The following is a 20377-nucleotide window of genomic DNA, read 5'->3' as shown; positions in this document are numbered from 1 at the left end:
GCCGCACATCCGCACGTACCGTCGAGGGCATGACGCACCTCGACGCGGACACCGGACTCGTCCCCGCGCACCCCGCCGTCTCCCCGACGCCGACGACCGGGCTGACCGCGGCGGAGGTCGCCGAACGGGTCGCGCGAGGGCAGGTCAACGACGTTCCGGCGCGCAGCAGCCGCTCCACCGTCGACATCGTCCGCGCCAACGTCTTCACCCGGTTCAACGCGCTCATCGGCGTGCTGTGGCTGGTCATGCTGGTCGTCGCGCCGATCCAGGACAGCCTGTTCGGCTTCGTGATCCTCGCCAACACCGGCATCGGCATCCTCCAGGAGTGGCGGGCGAAGAAGACCCTCGACTCGCTGGCGCTGATCGGCGAGGTGCGGCCGACCGTGCGCCGGGACGGGGCGGCCGCCGAGGTCGGCACGTCCGAGATCGTGCTGGACGACCTGCTGGAGATCGGGCCCGGGGACAAGGTCGCCGTCGACGGGGTGTGCGTCGAGGCGGACGGACTGGAGATCGACGAGTCGCTGCTCACCGGTGAGGCCGACCCCGTGGTGAAACGGCCGGGGGATCCGGTCCTGTCCGGCAGTTTCGTGGTCGCGGGCGGCGGCGCGTTCCAGGCGACCAAGGTGGGACGCGAGGCGTACGCCGCGCAGCTCGCCGAGGAGGCCTCCCGCTTCACCCTGGTCCACTCCGAGCTGCGCTCCGGCATCTCCACGATCCTCAAGTACGTGACGTGGATGGTGGTCCCGACCGCGATCGGCCTGGTCGTCAGCCAGCTGGTCGTGGAGGGCGACGACCTCGAGGACTCCGTCGCGCGCACCGTCGGCGGCATCGTGCCGATGGTCCCCGAGGGGCTGGTGCTGCTCACCTCGGTCGCCTTCGCCATCGGCGTCATCCGGCTCGGCCGGCAGCAGTGCCTCGTGCAGGAGCTGCCCGCCATCGAGGGCCTGGCCCGCGTGGACACCGTCTGCCTCGACAAGACGGGCACCCTCACCGAGGGCGGCATGGACGTCACCGGGCTGCGCGTCCTCGACGGCCACGACGAGACGTACGTGCGGCGGGTGCTCGGCGCGCTCGGCGAGTCCGATCCGCGGCCGAACGCCTCCCTGAGGGCCGTCATCGACGCCTACCCGGACGCCGAGGACTGGCGCTGCACCGAGTCCCTGCCCTTCTCCTCCGCCCGCGGGTACAGCGGCGCCGCCTTCGGCGAGGGCGACGGGGCGACCAGCACCTGGCTGCTCGGAGCGCCCGACGTGCTGCTGGACGAGGACGATCCCGCGCTGGCCGAGACCGAGCTGCTGAACCGGCAGGGGCTCAGGGTGCTGCTGCTCGCCCGCGCCGTCCGCGACCTCGACGACCCGGAGGTGGCCCGGGACGCCGAGCCGGCCGCCCTGGTCGTCCTGGAGCAGCGGCTGCGGCCGGACGCCGCCGACACCTTGCGCTACTTCGCCGAGCAGGGCGTGGCCGCCAAGGTCGTCTCCGGCGACAACGCGGTGTCCGTCGGCGCGGTCGCCGCCAGGCTGGGGCTCGGCGGCGCCGCGGTCGACGCGCGGCGGCTGCCCGCCGACCGGGAGGGCATGGCGCGGGCGCTGGAGAGGGGCACGGTGTTCGGGCGGGTCACCCCGCAGCGGAAGCGGGACATGGTGGGCGCCCTGCAGGCGCGCGGGCACACGGTCGCGATGACCGGCGACGGCGTCAACGACGTGCTCGCCCTGAAGGACGCCGACATCGGGGTGGCCATGGGCTCCGGGGCGGAGGCCACCCGGGCGGTGGCGCAGATCGTGCTGCTGGACAACAGCTTCGCCACGCTGCCCTCGGTGGTGGCGGAGGGCCGGCGGGTGATCGGCAACATCACGCGCGTGGCGACCCTGTTCCTGGTGAAGACGGTCTACTCGGTGCTGCTGGCGCTGCTGGTGGTGTGCTGGCAGGTGGAGTACCCCTTCCTGCCCCGCCACCTGACCCTGCTGTCCACCCTGACCATCGGCGTCCCGGCGTTCTTCCTCGCCCTCGCGCCCAACCGGGAACGCGCGCGGCCGCACTTCGTGCGGCGGGTTATGCGGTACGCGATCCCGGGCGGGGCGGTGGCGGCCGCGGCGACCTTCGCGACGTACCTGCTGGCCCGGCACCACTACGTCGGACCGGGGGCGCTGGACGCGGAGACGAGCGCCGCGACGCTGACGCTGTTCCTGGTGTCGATGTGGGTGCTGGTGATCGTCGCCCGCCCCTACACCTGGTGGCGGGTCGTGCTGGTGGCGGCGATGGGCGCGGGGTTCCTGCTGGTGCTGGTGGTGCCCTGGCTGCAGGAGTTCTTCGCGCTGCGGCTGGTGGGCACGGTGATGCCGTGGCTGGCGGTCGGTGTCGCGGCGGTGGCGGCGGCCGCCCTGGAGTTCCTGTGGAAGTGGGCCGGCCGCCGCTTTCCCGCCTAGCGGCGGGCGGAGCCGCTGTTACTGCACGTCGACGTAGTCGCCCGCGGCGTTGACCGCCGGGGTGGTCGTGGTGCCCGCGAAGGAGAAGCGGTAGTAGCCGTCGGCGGAGGCGGTCGTCGTGGTCTTGAGGTAGCCCGTCGAGTCGCCCTTGATCGTCTTCAGCGTGGTGTAGGTGCTGGCGCTCTTCTTGCGGTACTGCAGCTTCACCGACTGGGTGGCGTAGCCGGCGTACTTGCCGGTGTCCCAGTTGGCGCGGGTCAGCTTGCCGGTGACGGTGATGGTCTTGCCCTTCTTCACCGGCTCCGGGGAGGCGTTGACCGTCAGCTTGGAGTAGCGCTGCAGCTTGAAGGAGGCGACGCCGTCCTTGACGGCCACGCCGACGTTGTCCAGGTTCGGGTCGTCCTGGTCCTCGCCGTTGAACGCGACCGCGAAGGCGGCGGCCTTCCACGAGCCGGCGTCCTCGTTCAGCAGCCACAGCGGGTCGACCTCGACGGTGGCCTTGCAGGAGGCGACGGTGGCGGAGGAGGCGGTGCAGGTGGCGTCGTCGCTGGTGAAGTCCCAGTAGGACTCCTCGAAGGACGGGCCCCGGTACAGGTCGACCGCGGCGACGAAGTCCGAGGCCTTGATGTTGACGCTCTTGTCGTGGGTCAGCGTGAAGGAGACCGGGACCTTCACCACGTTGGTGGTGCCGACGGCGATGTTCTTGCCGTTGTTCACCTTGACGTTCGAGAAGGAGACGTCCAGGGCGTACGGCGTGCCCTCGGCGGCTGCGGCGGCGGCGAACGCCGACTTGCCGGAGGTGGCCGACTGGACGGCCTCCCGGGCGCCGACGACGTCCGCGGGCACCTTCGGCTCGGCGGCCTGCGCGGCCGGCACGGCGAGGGCGGACAGGGCCACGGCGCCGGTGACGGCGGCCACGGTGGCTCGAATGCGCATGTGTTCTCCAGGTAAGGAGAGGGGCCCCGCCCGTCCTCGCCCCCAACGGCTCGCGGTGTGGGCGGGGCCCAAGTGATCGTGGAGTCTCTTGACTCAGGTGATCAGATGCGCGACAAGATCGAATGGTTGTACGGCCGGTGAAAGATATTCGAAGACCGGTGGGAGACCTCCGGGGATCAGTCGAACCACCGGTCCCGGGCCAGCTCCTCCGTCCGCGACGGGTCCTCCAGCAGGGCCGCGACCTCGAAGCGGCGCGGCCACTGGCCGGCCGCCCAGGCGAGCCCGGCGGCGACCCCCTCCAGGGTGGCGGCGTGCAGCACGCCGCCGGCGGTGAGCCGCCAGTCGATCTCCACGCCGTCGACGACGAGTTCCTCGTGCTCGACGTAGGTCGCCGGGGTCCGCGGCCCGAGCAGCACCCGCACCGGCTCCGGCACGTCGTGCTCGGTGCCCGCGGAGTCCACCTCGCCGGTGACGGACTCGCTCAGCCGCCGCACCTGGAACAGCTCGGCCAGTTCGGCGGCGCGGGCCGGACGCACCGGCAGCAGCGGCACGCCCTCGGTGAACGGCAGCAGGTCGGGCGAGTCGACGACCACCGCCTCGGCCGCGTCCACCACCTCGACCCGGCCGTCCACGACCGCGCGCAGCTCCTCCGGCAGGGTCACCTGCTCGGGGTCCAGCTCGGCCAGCGCGCTGTACAGGCCGTGCAGTTGGGCGGGCGTGACCTCGCGCCCGGGGTCGGCGAGCCGGTCCAGCAGCTCGGCGGCGCCGCCCGGCTCGTCGAGCAGCGCGGCCACCGAGGTCCGTACGCCCAGCGCCCGCAGCACCTGCTCGTCGTCGAAGCCGGTCGCGTCGGCCTCGTCGTACAGCCCGCGCAGCAGCGGGTCCCCGCCCGCCGCCAGCAGTCCGGCCGGGCGGCGGCCGCCGAGCACCGGGTGCCCGCGCAGCCACCAGGCCGTGTAGGGCCGCACCACCTCGTGGGTGCCGTCCGGCAGCAGGATCCGCACGGGCTGGGTGAGCGCGTCCCGCAGCGGCGGCCGGGACAGCAGGGCGAGGGCCTCGGGCCACTTGTCGTCGTCGACGAGGTCCAGGTCGCGCACGGCGACGATCTCGGTGGCGACCGGGGGCACGGGCGTGTCGGGGAAGCGGTCGAGGACGTCCTCGCACCACACGTCCACGGCGTCCAGCAGCCCGGCGTCGTCGGGCTCGGCGAAGTCCCCGTCGCGGGGCTCCAGCTCGTCGGGGTCGAGGACGACGTCGGTGGCGCGGACGAGGGCGAAGTCCACCAGCACCCCGCAGGCGGCCAGCGGCTGCTCGCCCCACCGCTCGGCCAGCTCGGCGTCCACGGCGGCCAGTTCGCCCTCGCGCATGACGCGGGCGAAGGGGCCGCCGGGGAAGACGAGTTCGCCCGCGGGGGCGAGTTCGCCGTCCTCGTCGGGCAGGGCGAGGGCGCCGAGCCAGGGCTCCTCGCCGGGTTCGAGCCCGGCGTCGCGCACCAGCGCCAGCACGGCGTCGGCCAGCTCCTCGGCGTCGAGGGCGTCCTCCTCCCAGGACGGGCCGCCCTCCTCGTCGAGGGAGGCGGCGACCGCGGCCCGCACCTGCGGGGTGGTGAGCACGGCCCGGGGGGTCGCCGGGAGGGCGCCGAGCTTCTCCAGCAGCGGGTGCGCGGCGTCCGGGTGGGCGACCTTCAGGCCGAGCCGGGCGAGGACCTCCGGGTCCAGGGCCGCCTCCGCGGTGGGCAGCAGCACCTGCCGGGGTCCGACCACCGTGCGCCCGTCGGCCAGCGGCACCGGCAGCCCGGACAGCCGGTCCGGGTCGACCCCGGCCAGGCTGTCGTACAGCCGCCCCCACCAGCCGGGCTCCTTCTCCAGCCCGGCCAGCCGGTCGATCGCGTCGGTCAGCGGCACCCGGGCCACGCCCAGCGTGCGCAGCTCCGCGCGCCGCTCCAGCCCGGCGGGCAGCAGCGTCGGCAGCACCTCGGCGAGCACCCGCACGGTGTCCGCGCCGGCGCCCTCCACCACCTCGGCGTCGCGCGGCCGGAGCGACTCGGGCAGCTCGGGGTCGGATTCGGCGGGGACGGCGGCGGGCGGCAGGAAGGAGGTCCGCGGCAGCCGCTGGAGGATCGCCTGCCGCAGCGCCCCGTCCAGTTCGCCCTTGCCGAGCGGGCCGGGCACGAGGCCGATGACGCCTTCGGTGACCGGCCGCCAGTCGGCGAGCAGCCCGGCGTAGGCGTCCGCGGCGCGCTGCACCAGGAAGTCGGTCAGCGGGCCGGGCGCGGCGTGCCGGCGGGTGGAGTCCAGCGGGAAGGACGCGATGAGCAGGGCGGGCACGCCGAGGGGTTCGTCGCTGGGCGTGGGCGCGTGCACGACGGGGCTGGTGCGGGGCCGGGCCGGGCCGCCGTCGGCGTCGACCGGGACGGCCCAGGTGACCGACCAGTGGGGCCGCAGCCGCTCCTCCACGGGCCGGTCGGCCAGCAGTTCGGGCGTGAGCGGCCCGTGCGCGGACGCGGTGCGCCACCGGGTCGTGCCGTCGCGGGAGTCCTCCACGACGGTGAGGCCGTCCTCGGTGCGGCGCCACAGCGTGCGCGGCGCGTCGTCGCCGGTCTCGACGACGACCTCCTCCAGGCCGGGCAGGGTGAGCAGCAGGGCGTCGTCGACGGCGTGCAGCAGCCGCTCGGCGAGGCCGGCGGCGGCCGTGTCGCGCAGCGGCAGGATGACGACCGTGTCGTACGGTTCGGGCGCGCTGCCCTCGGCGGCGAACGGCAGCCGCAGCAGCGGCACGTGCCCGTCGCGCCGGCGGATCTCGTCGCCCAGCCCGGGGCTGTGCCGGGCGGTCTCGGCGGCCAGGTCGCGGGCCTCGGCCAGCGACCAGCGCACCCCGCCGTGCCGGCCGACGACGGCGGGCTCGTCGGTGACGGCGAGGACGGCGGCGAAACCGACGCCGAAGCGGCCGACGGACGGCGTGTCCCGCTTGGCCGAGGCGCGCAGGGTGGACAGCGACTCCACTCCGGCCGCGTCCAGGGGGGCGCCGGTGTTGGCGGCGACGAGGACGCCGTCCCTGAGGGTGAGGCGCAGCCGGCCCGGCACACCGGCCCGGGCGGCGGCGTCGGCGGCGTTCTGGGCGAGCTCGACGACGAGGCGGTCCCGGTAGCCGCCGAGGACGAGGTCCTCCTCGGCGTTGGCGTCCTCGCGGAAACGGGCGGGGCTGGTGGCCCAGGCGTCCAGGACACCGCGCCGCAGACGTGCCGTACCGAACGGGTCGGTCCCCTCGGCGGCGGACCGCACGAACTTGCTCACGTTGACTCTCCTCATCGGCTGACGACGAAGGTACCGCGAGCGCGAGGCTCCGCGTTCCCGCGCCGTCACCGCCCCACCGGCCGGCCGCGTCCCGCGGGACGGGCCGTGGGGGACGACGCGCACGGCCGCAGGTCGGGCGCCGGACCCGGAGACGTCAGGGGCCGAGGCGGATCGGGCCGCGTGGCCCTTGAAGCGGAGCCCGGGACCGGGGCGCGCTCAGCCCTCGGCCGCGTACGGCACGAAGCGCGCCCAGGCGTCCGGGGCGAAGGCGAGCCGGGGACCCGCGACGTCCTTGGAGTCGCGGACGTGGACGGTGCCGGGGGTGAGGGCTAGCTCGACGCAGGAGTTGCCGTCGGTGCCGTCGCTGTAGCTGCTCTTGAACCATGCCAGCTCGGAAGCGTCACCGGCGGAGACCTCGCGGATCATTTCTCTCCCAGCAGTAGTTGCTCGATGAAGGCCAGCGACTCCCGAGGCGAGAGTGCCTGCGCCCGGATGGTGCCATACCGCAATTCGAGAATGCGCAGTTGCTTCGGTTCGGAGGTGGGTCGGCCGTTGAACGCGCCGTCGGAGCGTCCCACCGCCGTGCCGTCCGCGAACTTCAGTACCTCGATCCTGCCGTCCACCCCGGGGTGGGCTTCCGTCTTCGTCGGCATCACTTGAAGCGTGACGTTGTGCAGCCGCCCCACCTCAAGCAGATGTTCGAGCTGCTGCCGCCACACCATTGTGCCTCCGACCTCCCTCTGCAGCGTCGCTTCTTCCAGGACGAAGCTGATGGAGGGAGCCGGGTCGCGCTCGAACACCGATCGTCGCGCCATGCGAGCGGCCACCATCCGTTCCACATCGTCCGGGGCATATGGAGGTTGCGCTGCCTGGAACAGCGCTCGCGCGTGCTCAGGTGTCTGCAACAACCCGCTGATGCTGTTGCACACGTACAACCCGATCTCGACCGCTTGGGCCTCCAATTTCGCAATGTCCCGAACCGTTTTCGGGTAGCGGACCTTCTTCACGTCCTCCCAGGCCGCCGAGATCAGTCCGCCCGCGTCCAGCACCTCGTCCGCCCTGTCCAGGTACTCCTGGCGGGGAATCCGCTTGCCGCCCTCGATCTTGTAGACCATGTCCTCGCCGTAGCCGATCGCCCTGCCGAACTCGGCGGCCCGCATGCCCGCGGCCTCCCTGCGCAGCTTCAGCTGCCGTCCGACGGTCGTGATGACCGCGACGCCCCACTCGTCGTCCGGGTCCACCTCCCAGCCCGGCTCGTCCGCTTCGCTCCTGAGCCGTCCCGCGTCCGCCTCGATCGCCGTCATGCCGCACCTCTCCGTCGGAACCGTCCCTGATGCACCCGCGCTCTACCCGTACGGCCCGTCGGCACAGCCTCGACAACACCGGACAACCTCCGGACAGTGACCGTACGTACGCGCTGAGTCACCCGCCACGGTACGCAGGCACGGCCACGCTGAGTGACGTGAATCAGAAAACCGGCGAAGCCACGATCCCCGTCCTCGACTTCAGCGTGCAGCTCTCCGCCACGCCGCGCGGCGCCCGCCTCGCCCGCCTGCTCGGAGCGGAACAACTGCGTTCCTGGGGGCTGCCGTTGGACCCCGCCCGCCAGGTCATCGCGGAGCTGGCGGTCAACGCGGCCACGCACGGCCGCGTGCCGGGCCGCGACTTCCGGCTCGCGCTCCACGTCGTCGCCGGGGTCCTCCGCATCGAGGTCACCGACACACGCGGCGAGGAACTGCCCCGGTCGCGGCGGCCCGCCCCCGACGCCGAGTCCGGACGCGGCCTGCTGCTGGTCGAGGCCCTCGCCGACCGCTGGGGCGTGACCGGGGACCGCTTCCCCCGCAAGACCGTCTGGGCCGAACTGCGCCTCACACCGCCGGCGCCCGGTTCCCCGGGCTCCGGTGCCGCCGGCGCCTTCCCCGAGGAACGTGCGGAGGAGAAGGACCCCCACCGAATCCCGCCCCTCCCGCCCGGGGCCGATCCTCACTCGGGCGGGTGAACATCACCGGCTCGGCCGGATCTCCCGGCCCTCGACCCCCCTACGCTCGGCGCACACCACCGCGGAAAGACATCGGCCCCCGCCGGGACGGCAATCCCAGTGCGAGGGCCTGACCACCGAGGAAGAGGTAGCTTCCCGATGGGTGCCCAGAACCCTAGCGTGCCCCCGCCCGCCCGGTCAGCCGTCGGCGGCATCCGTCCCCACTCCCGGGTGAACCGGCGCCCTCCCGTGCGATCCACCACGCCGCCACCGGTCCGGCTCCCCTCCGGAACCGCGACGGCCGCGACCGCGCCTTCCGCGCTCCCGAACCCGGTCACCGCCACGACCGCCACCGTGCCGTACCCGTGCGGGCTGCCCGAACGGCAGTTCCCGCACCCCGACGAAAGAAGCACATCCATCCGATGGTCGGCTCATCCCACGAGGCGATGCACCGCATCTTCCAGGACCACCCGGGCCTGTTCTCCCGGGTGTCCGAGGTGCTGGGCATCGACTTCGCCCCACCCACTTCGGTCACCGTCCTGCCCACCGACCTCACCGAGGCCCGCCCGCTGGAGCGCCGCGTCGACACCCTGCTCCGGCTGGAGACGGAGGACGACGAGCCGTTGATCCTGGCGGTCGAGGCCCAGAGCGGTAAGGATCCGGACAAGCCCGCGAGCTGGGCGTACTACGCCTCGTACCTGCTCACGAAGTACCGTCTGCAACCCATGCTGCTGGTGGTCTGCCAGGACCGCGCCACCGCGGAGTGGGCGGCGCGCCCGGTCCGCTTCGGCCCTCCCCAGTGGCCCCTGCTGGTCCTGCGCCCGCTCGTCGCGGGACCGCACAACATGCCGGTGATCACCGACCCGGCCGAAGTCCGCAAGGACCCCGCGCTCGCCACGCTGTCCGCCATCACCCATGCCACACACCCGGACATCGGGCGCATACTCAAAGCAATGACCACCGTGCTGCGGGACATGCCGCACGCCATCGCCGACCCGATCGTCGAACTCATCGCACAAGGCATGGGCAAACACCCAGCCGCGGAACTGTGGAGGAACCTGGTGGCCGTGGACCTCTCCTTCTACAAGTCGTACATCTCGCAGGAGATCCGAGCCGAAGGCCGGGCCGAGGGCCGGGCCGAGGGCGAGACGCGGCGCGCCGCCGAGGACGTTCTGGCCGTCCTCGACGCACGCGGCATCCACGTCCCCGAGGAAGCCCGCGCCCGCATCACCGGCTGCGCCGACCCCGAGACCCTGCACCACTGGCTCCGCCGCGCCGCCACCGCCACCACCGCCGACGAGATCTTCACGGACGAGTAGGCGGGAGGCCGGGCGGTGACCGGCCGCCCGGCCAGCCGGCTACGAGTGCCCCAGCTCCGCCGCCGACTCGTCCTCCGCCTCCGGGACCGACCCGGAGTCGGCGGCCGGCCGCAGCGGGAACGGGTCCACCCGCGTCTCGTCGACCACCGGCGGGGCCGGCTGCGGCGGCTTCGGCATGACCGCGGCCTCGGAGTGCCCGCCGCAGCCGTACGCCAGCGACACCACGCGGCCGTCGGCCGGGGAGAACTCGTTGGCGCAGACCCCGAACGCCTGCCCCAGGGAGCCGCCGATGGGCATGAGGAACCCGCAGCTGACGCAGGAGGCCGGCGCCGCCTGCGCCATCGGCGTCTTGGGTCCGAACGCCTCCTCCCAGCGGTCCGCGGCCGTGTGCAGCCCGTACCGGGACAGCACCCGGGCCCGCCGCAGGCCCAGTTCCTCCGCCACCGCGGCGATCGAGCCGCGCAGCGGGACGGCCGGGAGGTGGGCCGGCGTCCCGGCCGTGACCTCGGCGTCCTCCGCCTCCACCAGCTCGGCCATCTCCCCGGAGACGGCGGAGTCCGACGGCGGCTCGTCCACACCGGTGTAGCCCGGCTCCAGCCGCAGGTCGTCGGCGTCGGTGGGCAGCAGGTCCCCGGGGCCCAGGTCGCCGGGGCGCAGCCGCTCGCTCCACGGCACCCACTCGGGCGCGAGCAGCGCGTCCGGGCCGGGCAGCAGCACCGCCTCGTCCACGGTGACGACCCTGGCGCGCGAGGCGCGGGCCACCGTCACGGCCCAGCGCCAGCCGCGGTACCCGAGCTCCTTGCACTCGAAGAAGTGCGTGACAACGCGATCGCCCTCGGAGACCAGGCCGATGTGCTCGCCCACCACACCGGGCGCGGCGGCCTCCTCGGCGGCGGCGCGGGCGAGGTCGACGGCCTCGGCGCACAGACGGTCGGGGGTGCGGCTTCGCGTTGTCGCTGCGCTCACAGGTATCGCTTCTCTCCATACGCCGTCTCACGAGTGCGCCACTGTCAGCGGGGACGGCGGACGGAGCGGACCGGGGGACCGCGTCGACGTCCGCGCCCGATCGCACCCGGGCGCACCTACGTCATCCATTCTGCGGGATGGCCGTACGGCGCGCGGCCGGGAACGTTCGCCACGGCGCCCTACGCACGCTACCTGCTCGCGTGCGCTCGGCATACACCGCCGGTGCCCCGTGGCGGGGTTCGCCGGCTCCCGGCCGGGCCGGGACGGCCGGCCCCGCCGGTCCGCGCCCCCGCCGGCACGGCCGGACCCACCGCCCCCCGCCCCGCCGGCCCGGCCCGGTCCACCGGCTCTCACCTGTGCCGGTCCGCCACCAGACGCACCGCCATACGCGCGGCGGGGGCACTACGCACGGCGTTACCGGGGCACTATGAACGTCGTGGCAGCCGCGAGGACGCCCCGAGGTGCCGCCGGGGCCGGCGGGACGAAAGAGGGCAAGGGGAGCAGCCGGAGGAGCGGAGCGGGCCGGGGCGGTCCCCTCCGCGCGATCGGCCGTGCCCTGCACCTGCCGCTGACCGGTCCCGCCCGCGGCATCCGCCGGGTCACCCACGCGCACGGCGCCGGCGAGTCCGGCCTCGGCAGGCTGATCGAGCTGCACGGCGTGAACGGCGCCGGCGACGTCATGATCACCGTGGCGCTCGCCTCCACCGTCTTCTTCTCCGTGCCCACCGACGAGGCCCGGGGCCGCGTCGCGCTCTACCTCGCCATCACCATGGCGCCGTTCACCCTGCTCGCCCCCGTGATCGGCCCGCTGCTCGACCGGGTCCCGCACGGCCGCCGGGTGGCGATGGCGAGCGCGATGATGGCCCGCGCGCTGCTCGCCCTGGTGCTGTCCGGCGCGGTCGTCACCGGCAGCATCGAGATGTACCCGGCGGCCCTGTGCGTGCTGGTCGCGTCGAAGGCGTACGGCGTGGTCCGCAGCGCGGTCGTGCCGCGGCTGCTGCCGCCGGGGTTCTCCCTGGTCAAGGCCAATTCACGGGTCACGCTGGGCGGGCTGCTGGCGACCGGCGTCGCGGCGCCGATCGGCGCGGGGCTCCAGCAGATCGGGCCGCGCTGGCCGCTGTACGGAGCGTTCGTGATCTTCATGGCGGGGACGTTCCTGTCGTTCTCCCTGCCGCCGAAGGTCGACTCGGCCAAGGGCGAGGACACGGCGCTGCTCGCCGCGGACGAGCGGCACCTGCACGGTCCGCACCGCAAACCGGTCAAGCGTCCGGGCCTGCGCACGGTCGGTCCGGCCGTCACCCACGCCCTCGCCGCGAACGCCGCCGTCCGCTGCCTGTCCGGGCTCCTGATCTTCTTCCTGGCGTTCCTGCTGCGCGAGCACCCGCTGACGGGGCAGAGCGCCGCGGTGTCGCTGGGCGTCGCCGGTGTCGCCGCCGGCGCGGGCAACGCGCTGGGGACGGCGGTCGGGGCGTGGCTGCGGTCCCGGGCGCCGGAGATCATCGTCGTGACCGTGGTGGCGTGCGTGCTGGGCACGGCGCTCACGGCCGCCGTGTTCTTCGGCGCGGTGCTGGTGGCCTGCCTGGCCGCGGTCGCCGGGTTCGCGCAGGCGCTGGCCAAGCTGTCGCTGGACGCGCTGATCCAGCGGGACGTGCCGGAGCTGGTGCGCACCTCGGCGTTCGCGCGGTCGGAGACGCTGCTGCAGATGTCGTGGGTGCTGGGCGGGGCGATCGGCATCGCGCTGCCCCTGAACGGCACCTTCGGCCTCGCGGTGGGCGCCGCGGTCGTCGCCGCGGGCTGGCTGACGACCGTGCGGGGCCTGCTGGACTCGGCGCGGCGCGGGGGCGCGGGCCGGCCGCGGGCGGGGTGACGGCCCGGGCACGCCGTACCCCGCGTGGGAGGGCGGTGGGGCCTGCCCGATAGCCTTCGCCCATGACCACGTTGCAATCCGTTGTGCGACGCCGCCGCGCCGTCGCCGCCGCCGGCGCCGTATCCGCCGGACTGCTCGTCCTGTCGGCCTGTGACAAGCCGACCCCGATGGCCACGATCACCGTGGGCCAGTCCTCGGTGAGCTCCGAGGCCACCTGCGGCGGCGAGGGCGGGTCCCTGAAGTCCGCCGCCCTCACGAAGTGCCTGAAGGACAAGGACATCGAGACCCTCTCGGTCGACCCGGACGAGACCGTGCGCTTCGGCGTCGACCCGGAGATCGCCGACGAGCGGTGGACGATCCTGATGAACGGCCAGCCGCTGCTGCCCGAGGACCTCGGCAAGACGTACACCACGATCCCCGGCAGCGTGTTCTTCAGCCAGCAGTACGGGGCCCAGGGCAACTCCACCCTCGTCTCCGTCAAGGCGGGCGACGGCAAGAAGAACAGCAACACGGTCACCGGCCTGTGGTCCTTCAAGCTGGAGAAGAAGGACTCCTGACCACGTCCGCCGTACGCGTCCTCGTGGCCACCGCGGTCCCCGCCGAACGGGACGCGGTGGCCCGGGCGTTCCCGGGGCCGGTGCGCGAGGTGCCCCTGCCCGGTGCGGCCGTCCACCGGGTCGCCGACGGCCCCGACCTGCTCGCCGCCGGCGTCGGCCCCGCCCTGGCCGCCGCCTCCACGGCCGCCGCGCTCACCGCCGCCGCCCTCGGCGGCGCCCCCTACGGGCTCGTCGTCTGCGCCGGGATCGCCGGCGGCTTCCCGCCCGGCGCCCACCTGGGCTCCCTCGTCGTCGCCGACGAGATCACCGCGGCCGACCTGGGCGCCGAGACCGCCGACGGGTTCCTGCCGGTCACCGACCTCGGCTTCGGAACCGTCACCCACCGCCCGCCCGAGGGCCTGGTGCGCCGGGTCGCCGCCGCGGCCGGGGCGCGCCCCGGCACCGTCCTCACCGTCTCGACCGTGACCGGCACCGCCGGACGCGCCGCGGAGCTGCGCGCCCGCCACCCCGGCGCCCTCGCCGAGGCCATGGAGGGCTTCGGCGTCGCCGAGGCCGCCGCCGCGCACGGCGTGCCCGTGCTGGAGCTGCGCGCCGTGTCCAACCCCGTGGGCCCGCGCGACCGCGCCGCCTGGCGGATCGGCGCCGCGCTCACCGCCCTGACCGAGGCCTTCGGGAAGCTCGCGCCCGTACTGGAAGGTTGGAACCCGCATGACCAGTGAGCAGCTGAAGATCGCCTACTCCCCCTGCCCGAACGACACCTTCGTCTTCGACGCCCTGGCCCACGGCCGCGTCCCCGGCGCGCCCGCCCTGGACGTCACCTTCGCCGACATCGACCTCACCAACGGCATGGCCGAGCGCGGCGAGTACGACGTGCTGAAGGTGTCCTACGCGGTGCTGCCGTACGTCCTGGGCGACTACGCCCTGCTGCCCTGCGGGGGCGCGCTGGGGCGGGGCTGCGGGCCGCTGGTGCTCACCCGGGAGCCGGGCGTCGACCTGACCGGCCGCACGGTCGCGGTGCCGAGCGAGAAGTCGACGGCGTACCTGCTGTTCCGGCTGTGGGCGGCGGACACGGTCCCCGGCCGGGTCGGGGAGATCGTCGTCATGCCGTTCCACGAGATCATGCCGGCCGTGCGGGACGGGAAGGTCGACGCGGGGCTCGTCATCCACGAGGCGCGGTTCACGTACCGGAACTACGGGCTGCACCAGCTCGCCGACATGGGCGAGCACTGGGAGCGCACCACCGGGCTGCCGATCCCGCTGGGCGCGATCATCGCGAAGCGGTCGCTGGGCGCGGACACGCTGCGGCTGCTCGCCGACTCCGTCCGCGCCTCCGTGCGGGCCGCCTGGGACGACCCCGAGGCGTCCCGCCCGTACGTCATGGAACACGCCCAGGAGATGGACCCGGCCGTCGCCGACCAGCACATCGGGCTGTACGTCAACGAGTTCACCGCCGACCTCGGCGCGGACGGCTACGCGGCGGTGCGGGGCCTGCTGGACCGTGCGGCGGCCGAGGGCCTGCTGCCGCCCCTCGGCCCGGACGCGCTGGCCTTCCCGTAGCCCCGGCTCGCGCGGCCTGTACGCCCCCGTACAGGCCGCGGGGCTCACACGTCCAGCTGGTCGGCGACCGCGCGGAGCAGGCCGGCGATCTTCTTGCCGGAGGCCTTGTCGGGGTAGCGGCCCCGCTCCAGCATCGGGGTGATGTTCTCCAGGAGCGTCGTCAGGTCCTGGACGATGGACGCCAGTTCGTCGGGCTTCCTGCGCTGCGCGGCCGCCACCGACGGGGTCGGGTCCAGCAGGGTCAGGGACAGCGCCTGGTCGCCCCGCTGGCCGGCCACCACCCCGAACTCCACGCGCTGGCCCGGCTTGAGTGTCTCGACTCCGGCGGGGAGGACCGAGGAATGGACGAAGACGTCACCGCCGTCGTCCCGGGAGAGAAAGCCGAAGCCCTTCTCGCTGTTGAACCACTTGACCTTGCCGGTAGGCACGTCTGTCCTCGTCCTCGTTACTCGTCGGAAAACTGCTTCTGAAACGGCTCTTGATAGCACTGGGGCGGGCCGCTCCGACCCGCCGGCACCAAGGCTAATGGGCTTCAGTCCCGTGACAAGACGTCACCCGGTTGTTCCTTCGCGCTGGGAACTACCCTGGTCCGGTGCGTGACAAAACCCAAACGAATTCCGCCGCGCCCGGTGACCGGCTGGTCCGCGCCGGTGCGCTCGTGTTCTTCATCGGCGCCGTGGCCACCCTGGTCACGGTCGCTCCGCTGTTTCTGGGAACGACGCCCTTTCCCACATACATGTTCGGATTGAGCATGTTCATGGCCGTCGGATTCCTGATGGCGGGCGCGGGGGTGCTCCGGTCGGTCGCGGCCGGGCGGCGCCGGGCGCGTCAGGCGTCGCGGGCGTCCGGCGCCGCGGGCGCGGCCGGCTCCGCCCGGTAGGCCGCGAGCCACCGCGGGAACTCCGTCAGATCGGCGAGGACCGCGTCGGCCCCCGCCGCGCGCAGCTCCCCGGCGGCGTACGGGCCCGTGGCCACGGCGAGGGAGTACGCGTCGGCCGCGCGGGCGCCGCGTATGTCGCCGAGGTGGTCGCCGACGTACACGCGCGCCCCGTGCTCGCGCAGCGCCTGCGCCTTCTGCTCCGCCCACAGGTCGCCGATCACCGCGTCCGGCTCGATGCCGAGGTGGGCCAGGTGCAGCTTGGCGTTCGGCTCGTACTTGGCGGTGACGACGATCGCCCGGCCGCCGGACGCCCGCACGGCGGCGACGGCCTCGCGGGCCCCGGGCAGCGCCGGGGTGGCGGCGACGGCGATGGCCGGGTACATCGCGCGGTACAGGTCGGCGATCTCCGCGATGCGCTCCGCCGGGAACCAGTGCGCCAGCTCCTCCTCCAGCGGCGGCCCGAGCCGGGTGACCGCCAGATCGGCGTCGATGTGCACGCCGGTCCGCTCGGCGAGCGCCGTGTAACAGGCGTGGATGCCGGGCCGGGAGTCGATCAGCGTCATGTCCAGGTCGAACCCGACGGTCGGCGCGGAGGAGGTGGTGAAGGCCATGGGGGACATTGTGCCGGGCCGGCCGCCGGTACCGGGGCGACGGGCCGGTGGCGGCGGCCGGGCGGGTTCAGCGGCGGGGGCGGCGGGCCCGCCAGGCGAGGAAGAGGGCCGAGGCGAGGGCCGCGCCGCGCAGGACCCAGGGCCAGGTGTCGGCGACGGCGTCGTTCATGTGGCCCTCGGGGACGGGATCGCCCCAGCGGCCGTCCGTGCGGCCCCAGAGCCAGACCAGACCCGCCGCGGCGACCAGGCCGGGCAGGCCCAGCACCGCCCACTTCGCCTCGGCGGGCGTCAGCCGGCGGGAGAGGTAGGCGATGAGCCAGCCCAGGGCCAGCGGCAGGAGGTTGCCGAGCACCGCGCCGGCCACCAGCAGCACGGCGGCGACCAGCAGCAGGGGGTTGTTCCAGCCGCCCTCGGGCCACAGCCGGGGCAGCCGGCGGCGCGCGGCGGCCGAAGCGGCGGCCTTCCCGGCCGCGGCGGCCGCGTCGCTCCCGGCCCGGCCGGTCCCCTCGTCCCCGTCGTCCCCGTCCGCGGCCGGCTCCCGCGCGGCCTGTTCCTTCGGCGGCGGAGGCTTCAGCAGCTCGGGGATCTCCACCCCGCCGACGAATCCCGGCACGCCGTCGCCGTCCCCGAGCGGGCCGCCGTCCACCCGCCACCAGTCCGCCCGCAGCCCGGCGTCCCCCAGTTCGTGCGCGCCCGCCAGGTGCGGCGGGGACGGCGCGTCCGCGGGCGCGGGACCGGGCGCGGCGGGGCGCGGGCGCGGCACGACCCGCCGCAGGCCCCTGCGCCGCTGCCCCGCCCGCGGCTCCCCGTCCCGCTGCACGGGCACGGCGGCGGACGGTTCCTGCGGCGCGCCCCCGCCGCCGGCGCCGTCGCCCGCCGCGTCCACCACCTCGTCGGGGCTGCCGATCCGGGACAGGATGCGGCGGACGGCGGCGGGTGAGTCGACGGGGGCCTTGGCCCGGCGCCGGTCGATCTCGTCGCGCAACTGGGACACCAGGCGCATGCGGGCGGCGGACGGCAACTGCCGTTGCTGCGCCACGTCGCCGACGCGGCTCAGATACTCGTAGACGACCTGGTCGCTCTCGATCCCCACGAAGTCCCCTCCGGGGCGGGTGCCTTGGATATCCCGTGGCACGACGGTAGCGCAGCGGGGCGGGCACCGGCGCGCGCCCCGCTGCACGTCACCCGGCCCGCGCGGTGGCGGGAACGGCTCCCGGCGCCCGGGCTTCCACCGGGCTTCCGCCCGCCGCGCCCCGGCGCCCGGGCCGCGCGGGCCGTGCCGTGCGCCGCCACCCGCTACCGTGGGGCGGATGAGCAGTGATGCGAAGCCGGCCGCGCCCAGATCCCTCGCCGAGGCGCTGCGCGCCCGCGACGACGCGTCCCTGGCCGCCCTTCTGCGCAGCCGCCCCGACCTCATCACCCCCGTCCCCACCGACCTGACGCAGCTCGCCACCCGCGCCGGCACCCGGGCCTCGGTCGTGCGCGCCCTGGAGCGGCTGGACCGCTTCGCGCTGCAGACGGCCGAGGCGCTGGCCGTGGCGCCGGACCCGGCGACGTACGGCGAACTGCTCTCCCTGATGGCCGGCGACCCGGGCGACCCGGCCGTGGCCGGCGCCCTGCCCCGGGCGCTGGCCACCCTGCGCGAGCAGGCCCTGGTGTGGGGCGGCGACGACCGGCTGCGGCTGGTGCGCACGGCCCGTGAGCTGCTGGCGCCCTCCCCGCAGCGCCCCTCCCCGACCGGCCTCGGCCCGACCGTGCGGGAGGCCACGTCGGGCATGTCCCCGGGCCGCATCCAGGAGATCGTCACCGCGGCCGGGCTGCCCTCGACGCACGACCCGGTGTCCGCGGCGGACGCGCTCACCGCCCTGTTCACGGACCGCGCGCGGCTCGCGGCGCTCCTCGACCGGGCCCCGCAGGAGTCGCGGGAGGTCCTCGCCCGCCTCGTCTGGGGGCCGCCCTACGGGCAGGTCACCGCCGACCCCGCGCCGCACCTGCGCTGGCTGCTGGACCGCGGGCTGCTGCTGCCGGCCGTCCCCGGCACGGTCGTCCTGCCCCGCGAGGTCGCCCTGCACCTGCGCGGGGGCCGGGCGCACCGCGCGCCGGAGCCGGTGCCGCCGCCGCTGGAGGCCGCGGCCGCCCACCGTCCGCAGGTGGTGGACGCGACGGCGGCCGGGCAGGCGCAGGCGGCGCTGGGCACCGTCGAGGAACTGCTGAAGGAGTGGGACGAGGGCGGCCCGGCGGTGCTGCGGGCCGGCGGGCTGAGCCTGCGGGACCTGAAGCGGACCGCCGTCGCGCTGGACGTGTCCGAGCCGGTCGCCGCGTTCTGGGTGGAACTGGCCTACGCGGCGGGCCTGCTGGCCTCCGACGGCGAGGCCGACGAGCGGTACGCGGCGACCCCCGCGTACGACGAGTGGCTGGAGCTGCCGCCGGCCGAGCGGTGGGCGCGGCTCGCCGGGGCGTGGCTGACGGCGACCCGGACGGCGGGGCTGGTCGGCGGGCGGGACGCCAAGGACCGTGTGCTGTCGGCGCTGGGGCCGAACCTGGACCGTTCGGCGGCGCCGGAGGTGCGGCACCGGGTGCTGGCCCTGCTGGCGGGACTTCCGGAGGGCACGGCGCCGTCCGCGGAGTCGGTGCTGGCCCGGCTGCGCTGGGAGCGCCCGCCGCGCGGCCGCCGGCCCGAGGACGACCTGCGCGGCCGACTCGCCCGGTGGACGCTGTCCGAGGCCGAGCTGCTGGGCGTCACCGGGCGGGGAGCGCTCTCGGCGCACGGCCGGGCGCTGATCGGCGCGCCCGCGCCGAGGAGGCCGGACGCCGAGCCCGAGGGCCCCGGCGACAAGCTCCCCGTCCACCACCGCGCCCCCGCGCCCCTCGTGCCGCCGGCCCCCGCCGAGCAGGCCGCCGCGCGGGCCGCCGCCGCCCGGCTGCTCGCCCCGCTGCTGCCCGAGCCGCTGGACCACGTCCTGCTCCAGGCCGACCTGACGGCGGTGGCCCCCGGCCCGCTGCGACGGCCGCTCGCCGACGTGCTCGGGGTGCTCGCGGACGTGGAGTCCAAGGGCGGGGCCACCGTCTACCGGTTCACCCCCGCCTCCGTACGGCGCGCCCTGGACGCCGGGCGCACCGCCGCCGACCTGCACGCCTTCCTCGCCGAGCACTCCCGCACGCCGGTGCCGCAGCCGCTGGCCTACCTGATCGACGACGTGGCCCGCCGGCACGGGCGGCTGCGGGTGGGCGCGGCCTCGGCGTACGTGCGCTGCGACGACGACGCGATGCTCAGCGAGATCCTCGCCGACCGGCGGGCCGCGGGACTCGGGCTGCGCCGTCTCGCGCCGACCGTGCTGGCCGCGCAGGCCGGTCCGGCCGCGCTCCTCGACGGGCTGCGCGCGATGGGTTTCGCGCCGGCCGCGGAGTCCGCGGAGGGCGACGTGCTGATCACCCGCGCGCACGCCCGCCGCACGCCGCCGCGGACGCCCCCGGAGCCCGTCCCGGACGGTCCCCCGGTGCCGGACGACACCCTCCTGACGGCCGCGCTGCGCGCCGTCCGGGCCGGTGACCTGGCCTCCACCGCACCGCGCAAGCCCGGCCCCGGCACCCCGGCCGCGGACGGCGAGCCGCCCCGCACCAGTTCCGCCGAGACCCTCGCCACCGTGCAGGCCGCGGTCCTGACCGGCGAGTCCCTGTGGATCGGCTACGTCAACGCCGAGGGCGCCGCCAGCCAGCACGTCATCGCCCCGGTCCGCGTGGAGGGCGGCTTCGTCACGGCCTACGACCACACCGCGGACGAGGTCCGCACCTTCCCCCTGCACCGCGTCACCGGGGTCGCGGAACTCGCCGACGACGGGGTGTGACACGGCCCGGCCGACCGGTCGCCGTCACCCGTCCGGGCGTACGCGGCGTTTCATGCACGCCGCACCGGGCGCTTCCCACCGACGGGCGATCCGCGGGCGTGTCGCGCATCACCGCGCGCGGCGCCGGGCAGCCCACGGGTGTTCC

Annotated in this window: 17 protein-coding genes; 9 read left to right on the top strand and 8 right to left on the bottom strand. The window is 75.2% G+C overall.

The features are described from left to right. The first annotated feature begins 29 nt into the window (after positions 1-29). The gene (locus tag ACIBAI_RS10985; protein WP_399033002.1) at positions 30-2423 is read left to right on the top strand and encodes an HAD-IC family P-type ATPase; all 2394 of its coding nucleotides are present in this window, start codon (positions 30-32) and stop codon (positions 2421-2423) included. 18 nt (positions 2424-2441) lie between these two features. Here the strand turns inward: ACIBAI_RS10985 and ACIBAI_RS10980 are convergent, their stop codons facing one another. From ACIBAI_RS10980 to ACIBAI_RS10965, 4 genes are all read right to left on the bottom strand, one after another. Beyond that, positions 2442-3359 carry a hypothetical protein gene (locus tag ACIBAI_RS10980; protein ID WP_399033000.1) on the bottom strand — a complete coding sequence of 306 codons (918 nt, stop codon included), beginning with the start codon at positions 3357-3359 and terminating at the stop codon, positions 2442-2444. A 176-nt stretch (positions 3360-3535) separates the two neighbouring features. Beyond that, positions 3536-6652 carry a sacsin N-terminal ATP-binding-like domain-containing protein gene (locus ACIBAI_RS10975; protein WP_399032998.1) on the bottom strand — a complete coding sequence of 1039 codons (3117 nt, stop codon included), beginning with the start codon at positions 6650-6652 and terminating at the stop codon, positions 3536-3538. 216 nt (positions 6653-6868) lie between these two features. Next, a complete protein-coding gene (locus ACIBAI_RS10970; protein ID WP_399032996.1) occupies positions 6869-7078 on the bottom strand; it encodes a DUF397 domain-containing protein in 210 nt (69 codons plus the stop codon). Next, positions 7075-7956, bottom strand: coding sequence for a helix-turn-helix transcriptional regulator (locus tag ACIBAI_RS10965; RefSeq protein ID WP_399032994.1), 882 nt, complete (start codon positions 7954-7956; stop codon positions 7075-7077). Before ACIBAI_RS10965 ends, ACIBAI_RS10970 begins: the two co-directional genes overlap by 4 nt. Before the next feature lie 158 nt (positions 7957-8114). Between ACIBAI_RS10965 and ACIBAI_RS10960 the strand changes: the two genes are divergently transcribed. Together ACIBAI_RS10960 and ACIBAI_RS10955 are read left to right on the top strand one after the other, a co-directional pair. Then, complete coding sequence (locus ACIBAI_RS10960) at positions 8115-8651, top strand: ATP-binding protein (RefSeq protein ID WP_399032992.1); 537 nt, start codon at positions 8115-8117, stop codon at positions 8649-8651. Between the two features lie 401 nt (positions 8652-9052). After that, the gene (locus ACIBAI_RS10955) at positions 9053-9949 is read left to right on the top strand and encodes a hypothetical protein (protein WP_399032990.1); all 897 of its coding nucleotides are present in this window, start codon (positions 9053-9055) and stop codon (positions 9947-9949) included. Between the two features lie 39 nt (positions 9950-9988). Here ACIBAI_RS10955 and ACIBAI_RS10950 read toward each other — a convergent pair whose 3' ends face one another. Then, a complete protein-coding gene (locus ACIBAI_RS10950) occupies positions 9989-10915 on the bottom strand; it encodes a DUF3027 domain-containing protein (protein ID WP_399032988.1) in 927 nt (308 codons plus the stop codon). Between the two features lie 436 nt (positions 10916-11351). Here ACIBAI_RS10950 and ACIBAI_RS10945 point away from each other — a divergent pair, with 436 nt between their 5' ends. The 4 genes from ACIBAI_RS10945 to ACIBAI_RS10930 all read left to right on the top strand — a co-directional run bounded on the left by ACIBAI_RS10945 (position 11352) and on the right by ACIBAI_RS10930 (position 14896). Then, the gene (locus ACIBAI_RS10945; protein WP_399033447.1) at positions 11352-12782 is read left to right on the top strand and encodes an MFS transporter; all 1431 of its coding nucleotides are present in this window, start codon (positions 11352-11354) and stop codon (positions 12780-12782) included. 62 nt (positions 12783-12844) lie between these two features. Next, the gene (locus ACIBAI_RS10940; RefSeq protein ID WP_399032986.1) at positions 12845-13339 is read left to right on the top strand and encodes a DUF2771 domain-containing protein; all 495 of its coding nucleotides are present in this window, start codon (positions 12845-12847) and stop codon (positions 13337-13339) included. Further along, positions 13306-14058, top strand: a complete 753-nt coding sequence (locus ACIBAI_RS10935) for a futalosine hydrolase (protein ID WP_399032984.1) — start codon at positions 13306-13308, stop codon at positions 14056-14058. The genes ACIBAI_RS10940 and ACIBAI_RS10935 overlap by 34 nt, the downstream gene beginning before the upstream one ends. Next, positions 14048-14896, top strand: a complete 849-nt coding sequence (locus tag ACIBAI_RS10930) for a 1,4-dihydroxy-6-naphthoate synthase (RefSeq protein ID WP_399032982.1) — start codon at positions 14048-14050, stop codon at positions 14894-14896. The genes ACIBAI_RS10935 and ACIBAI_RS10930 overlap by 11 nt, the downstream gene beginning before the upstream one ends. Before the next feature lie 44 nt (positions 14897-14940). Here the strand turns inward: ACIBAI_RS10930 and ACIBAI_RS10925 are convergent, their stop codons facing one another. Next, positions 14941-15324 carry a cold-shock protein gene (locus ACIBAI_RS10925; RefSeq protein WP_344601750.1) on the bottom strand — a complete coding sequence of 128 codons (384 nt, stop codon included), beginning with the start codon at positions 15322-15324 and terminating at the stop codon, positions 14941-14943. A 164-nt stretch (positions 15325-15488) separates the two neighbouring features. Between ACIBAI_RS10925 and ACIBAI_RS10920 the strand changes: the two genes are divergently transcribed. Then, positions 15489-15776: a hypothetical protein gene (locus tag ACIBAI_RS10920; RefSeq protein ID WP_344601748.1), complete on the top strand. Its 288-nt coding sequence runs from the start codon at positions 15489-15491 to the stop codon at positions 15774-15776. Here the strand turns inward: ACIBAI_RS10920 and ACIBAI_RS10915 are convergent. Then, complete coding sequence (locus ACIBAI_RS10915; RefSeq protein WP_399032979.1) at positions 15725-16387, bottom strand: HAD family hydrolase; 663 nt, start codon at positions 16385-16387, stop codon at positions 15725-15727. The genes ACIBAI_RS10920 and ACIBAI_RS10915 overlap by 52 nt on opposite strands. Before the next feature lie 67 nt (positions 16388-16454). After that, complete coding sequence (locus ACIBAI_RS10910; protein ID WP_399032977.1) at positions 16455-17480, bottom strand: hypothetical protein; 1026 nt, start codon at positions 17478-17480, stop codon at positions 16455-16457. Positions 17481-17697: 217 nt separating this feature from the next. Between ACIBAI_RS10910 and ACIBAI_RS10905 the strand changes: the two genes are divergently transcribed. Then, a complete protein-coding gene (locus ACIBAI_RS10905; RefSeq protein ID WP_399032975.1) occupies positions 17698-20232 on the top strand; it encodes a helicase-associated domain-containing protein in 2535 nt (844 codons plus the stop codon). Positions 20233-20377 lie beyond the last annotated feature (145 nt).

This window comes from Streptomyces sp. NPDC051041, from assembly GCF_044456065.1.
Classification (GTDB): Bacteria; Actinomycetota; Actinomycetes; order Streptomycetales; family Streptomycetaceae; genus Streptomyces; species Streptomyces glaucus.
This window is presented reverse-complemented; position numbering and strand designations above follow the sequence as displayed.

Coding starts and splice junctions, on each gene's coding strand:
- ACIBAI_RS10985 (WP_399033002.1), top strand. CDS start 30: ATGACGCACCTCGACGCGGACACCGGACTCGTCCCCGCGCACCCCGCC.
- ACIBAI_RS10980 (WP_399033000.1), bottom strand. CDS start 3,359: ATGCGCATTCGAGCCACCGTGGCCGCCGTCACCGGCGCCGTGGCCCTG.
- ACIBAI_RS10970 (WP_399032996.1), bottom strand. CDS start 7,078: ATGATCCGCGAGGTCTCCGCCGGTGACGCTTCCGAGCTGGCATGGTTC.
- ACIBAI_RS10965 (WP_399032994.1), bottom strand. CDS start 7,956: ATGACGGCGATCGAGGCGGACGCGGGACGGCTCAGGAGCGAAGCGGAC.
- ACIBAI_RS10955 (WP_399032990.1), top strand. CDS start 9,053: ATGGTCGGCTCATCCCACGAGGCGATGCACCGCATCTTCCAGGACCAC.
- ACIBAI_RS10940 (WP_399032986.1), top strand. CDS start 12,845: ATGACCACGTTGCAATCCGTTGTGCGACGCCGCCGCGCCGTCGCCGCC.
- ACIBAI_RS10930 (WP_399032982.1), top strand. CDS start 14,048: ATGACCAGTGAGCAGCTGAAGATCGCCTACTCCCCCTGCCCGAACGAC.
- ACIBAI_RS10915 (WP_399032979.1), bottom strand. CDS start 16,387: ATGGCCTTCACCACCTCCTCCGCGCCGACCGTCGGGTTCGACCTGGAC.
- ACIBAI_RS10905 (WP_399032975.1), top strand. CDS start 17,698: ATGAGCAGTGATGCGAAGCCGGCCGCGCCCAGATCCCTCGCCGAGGCG.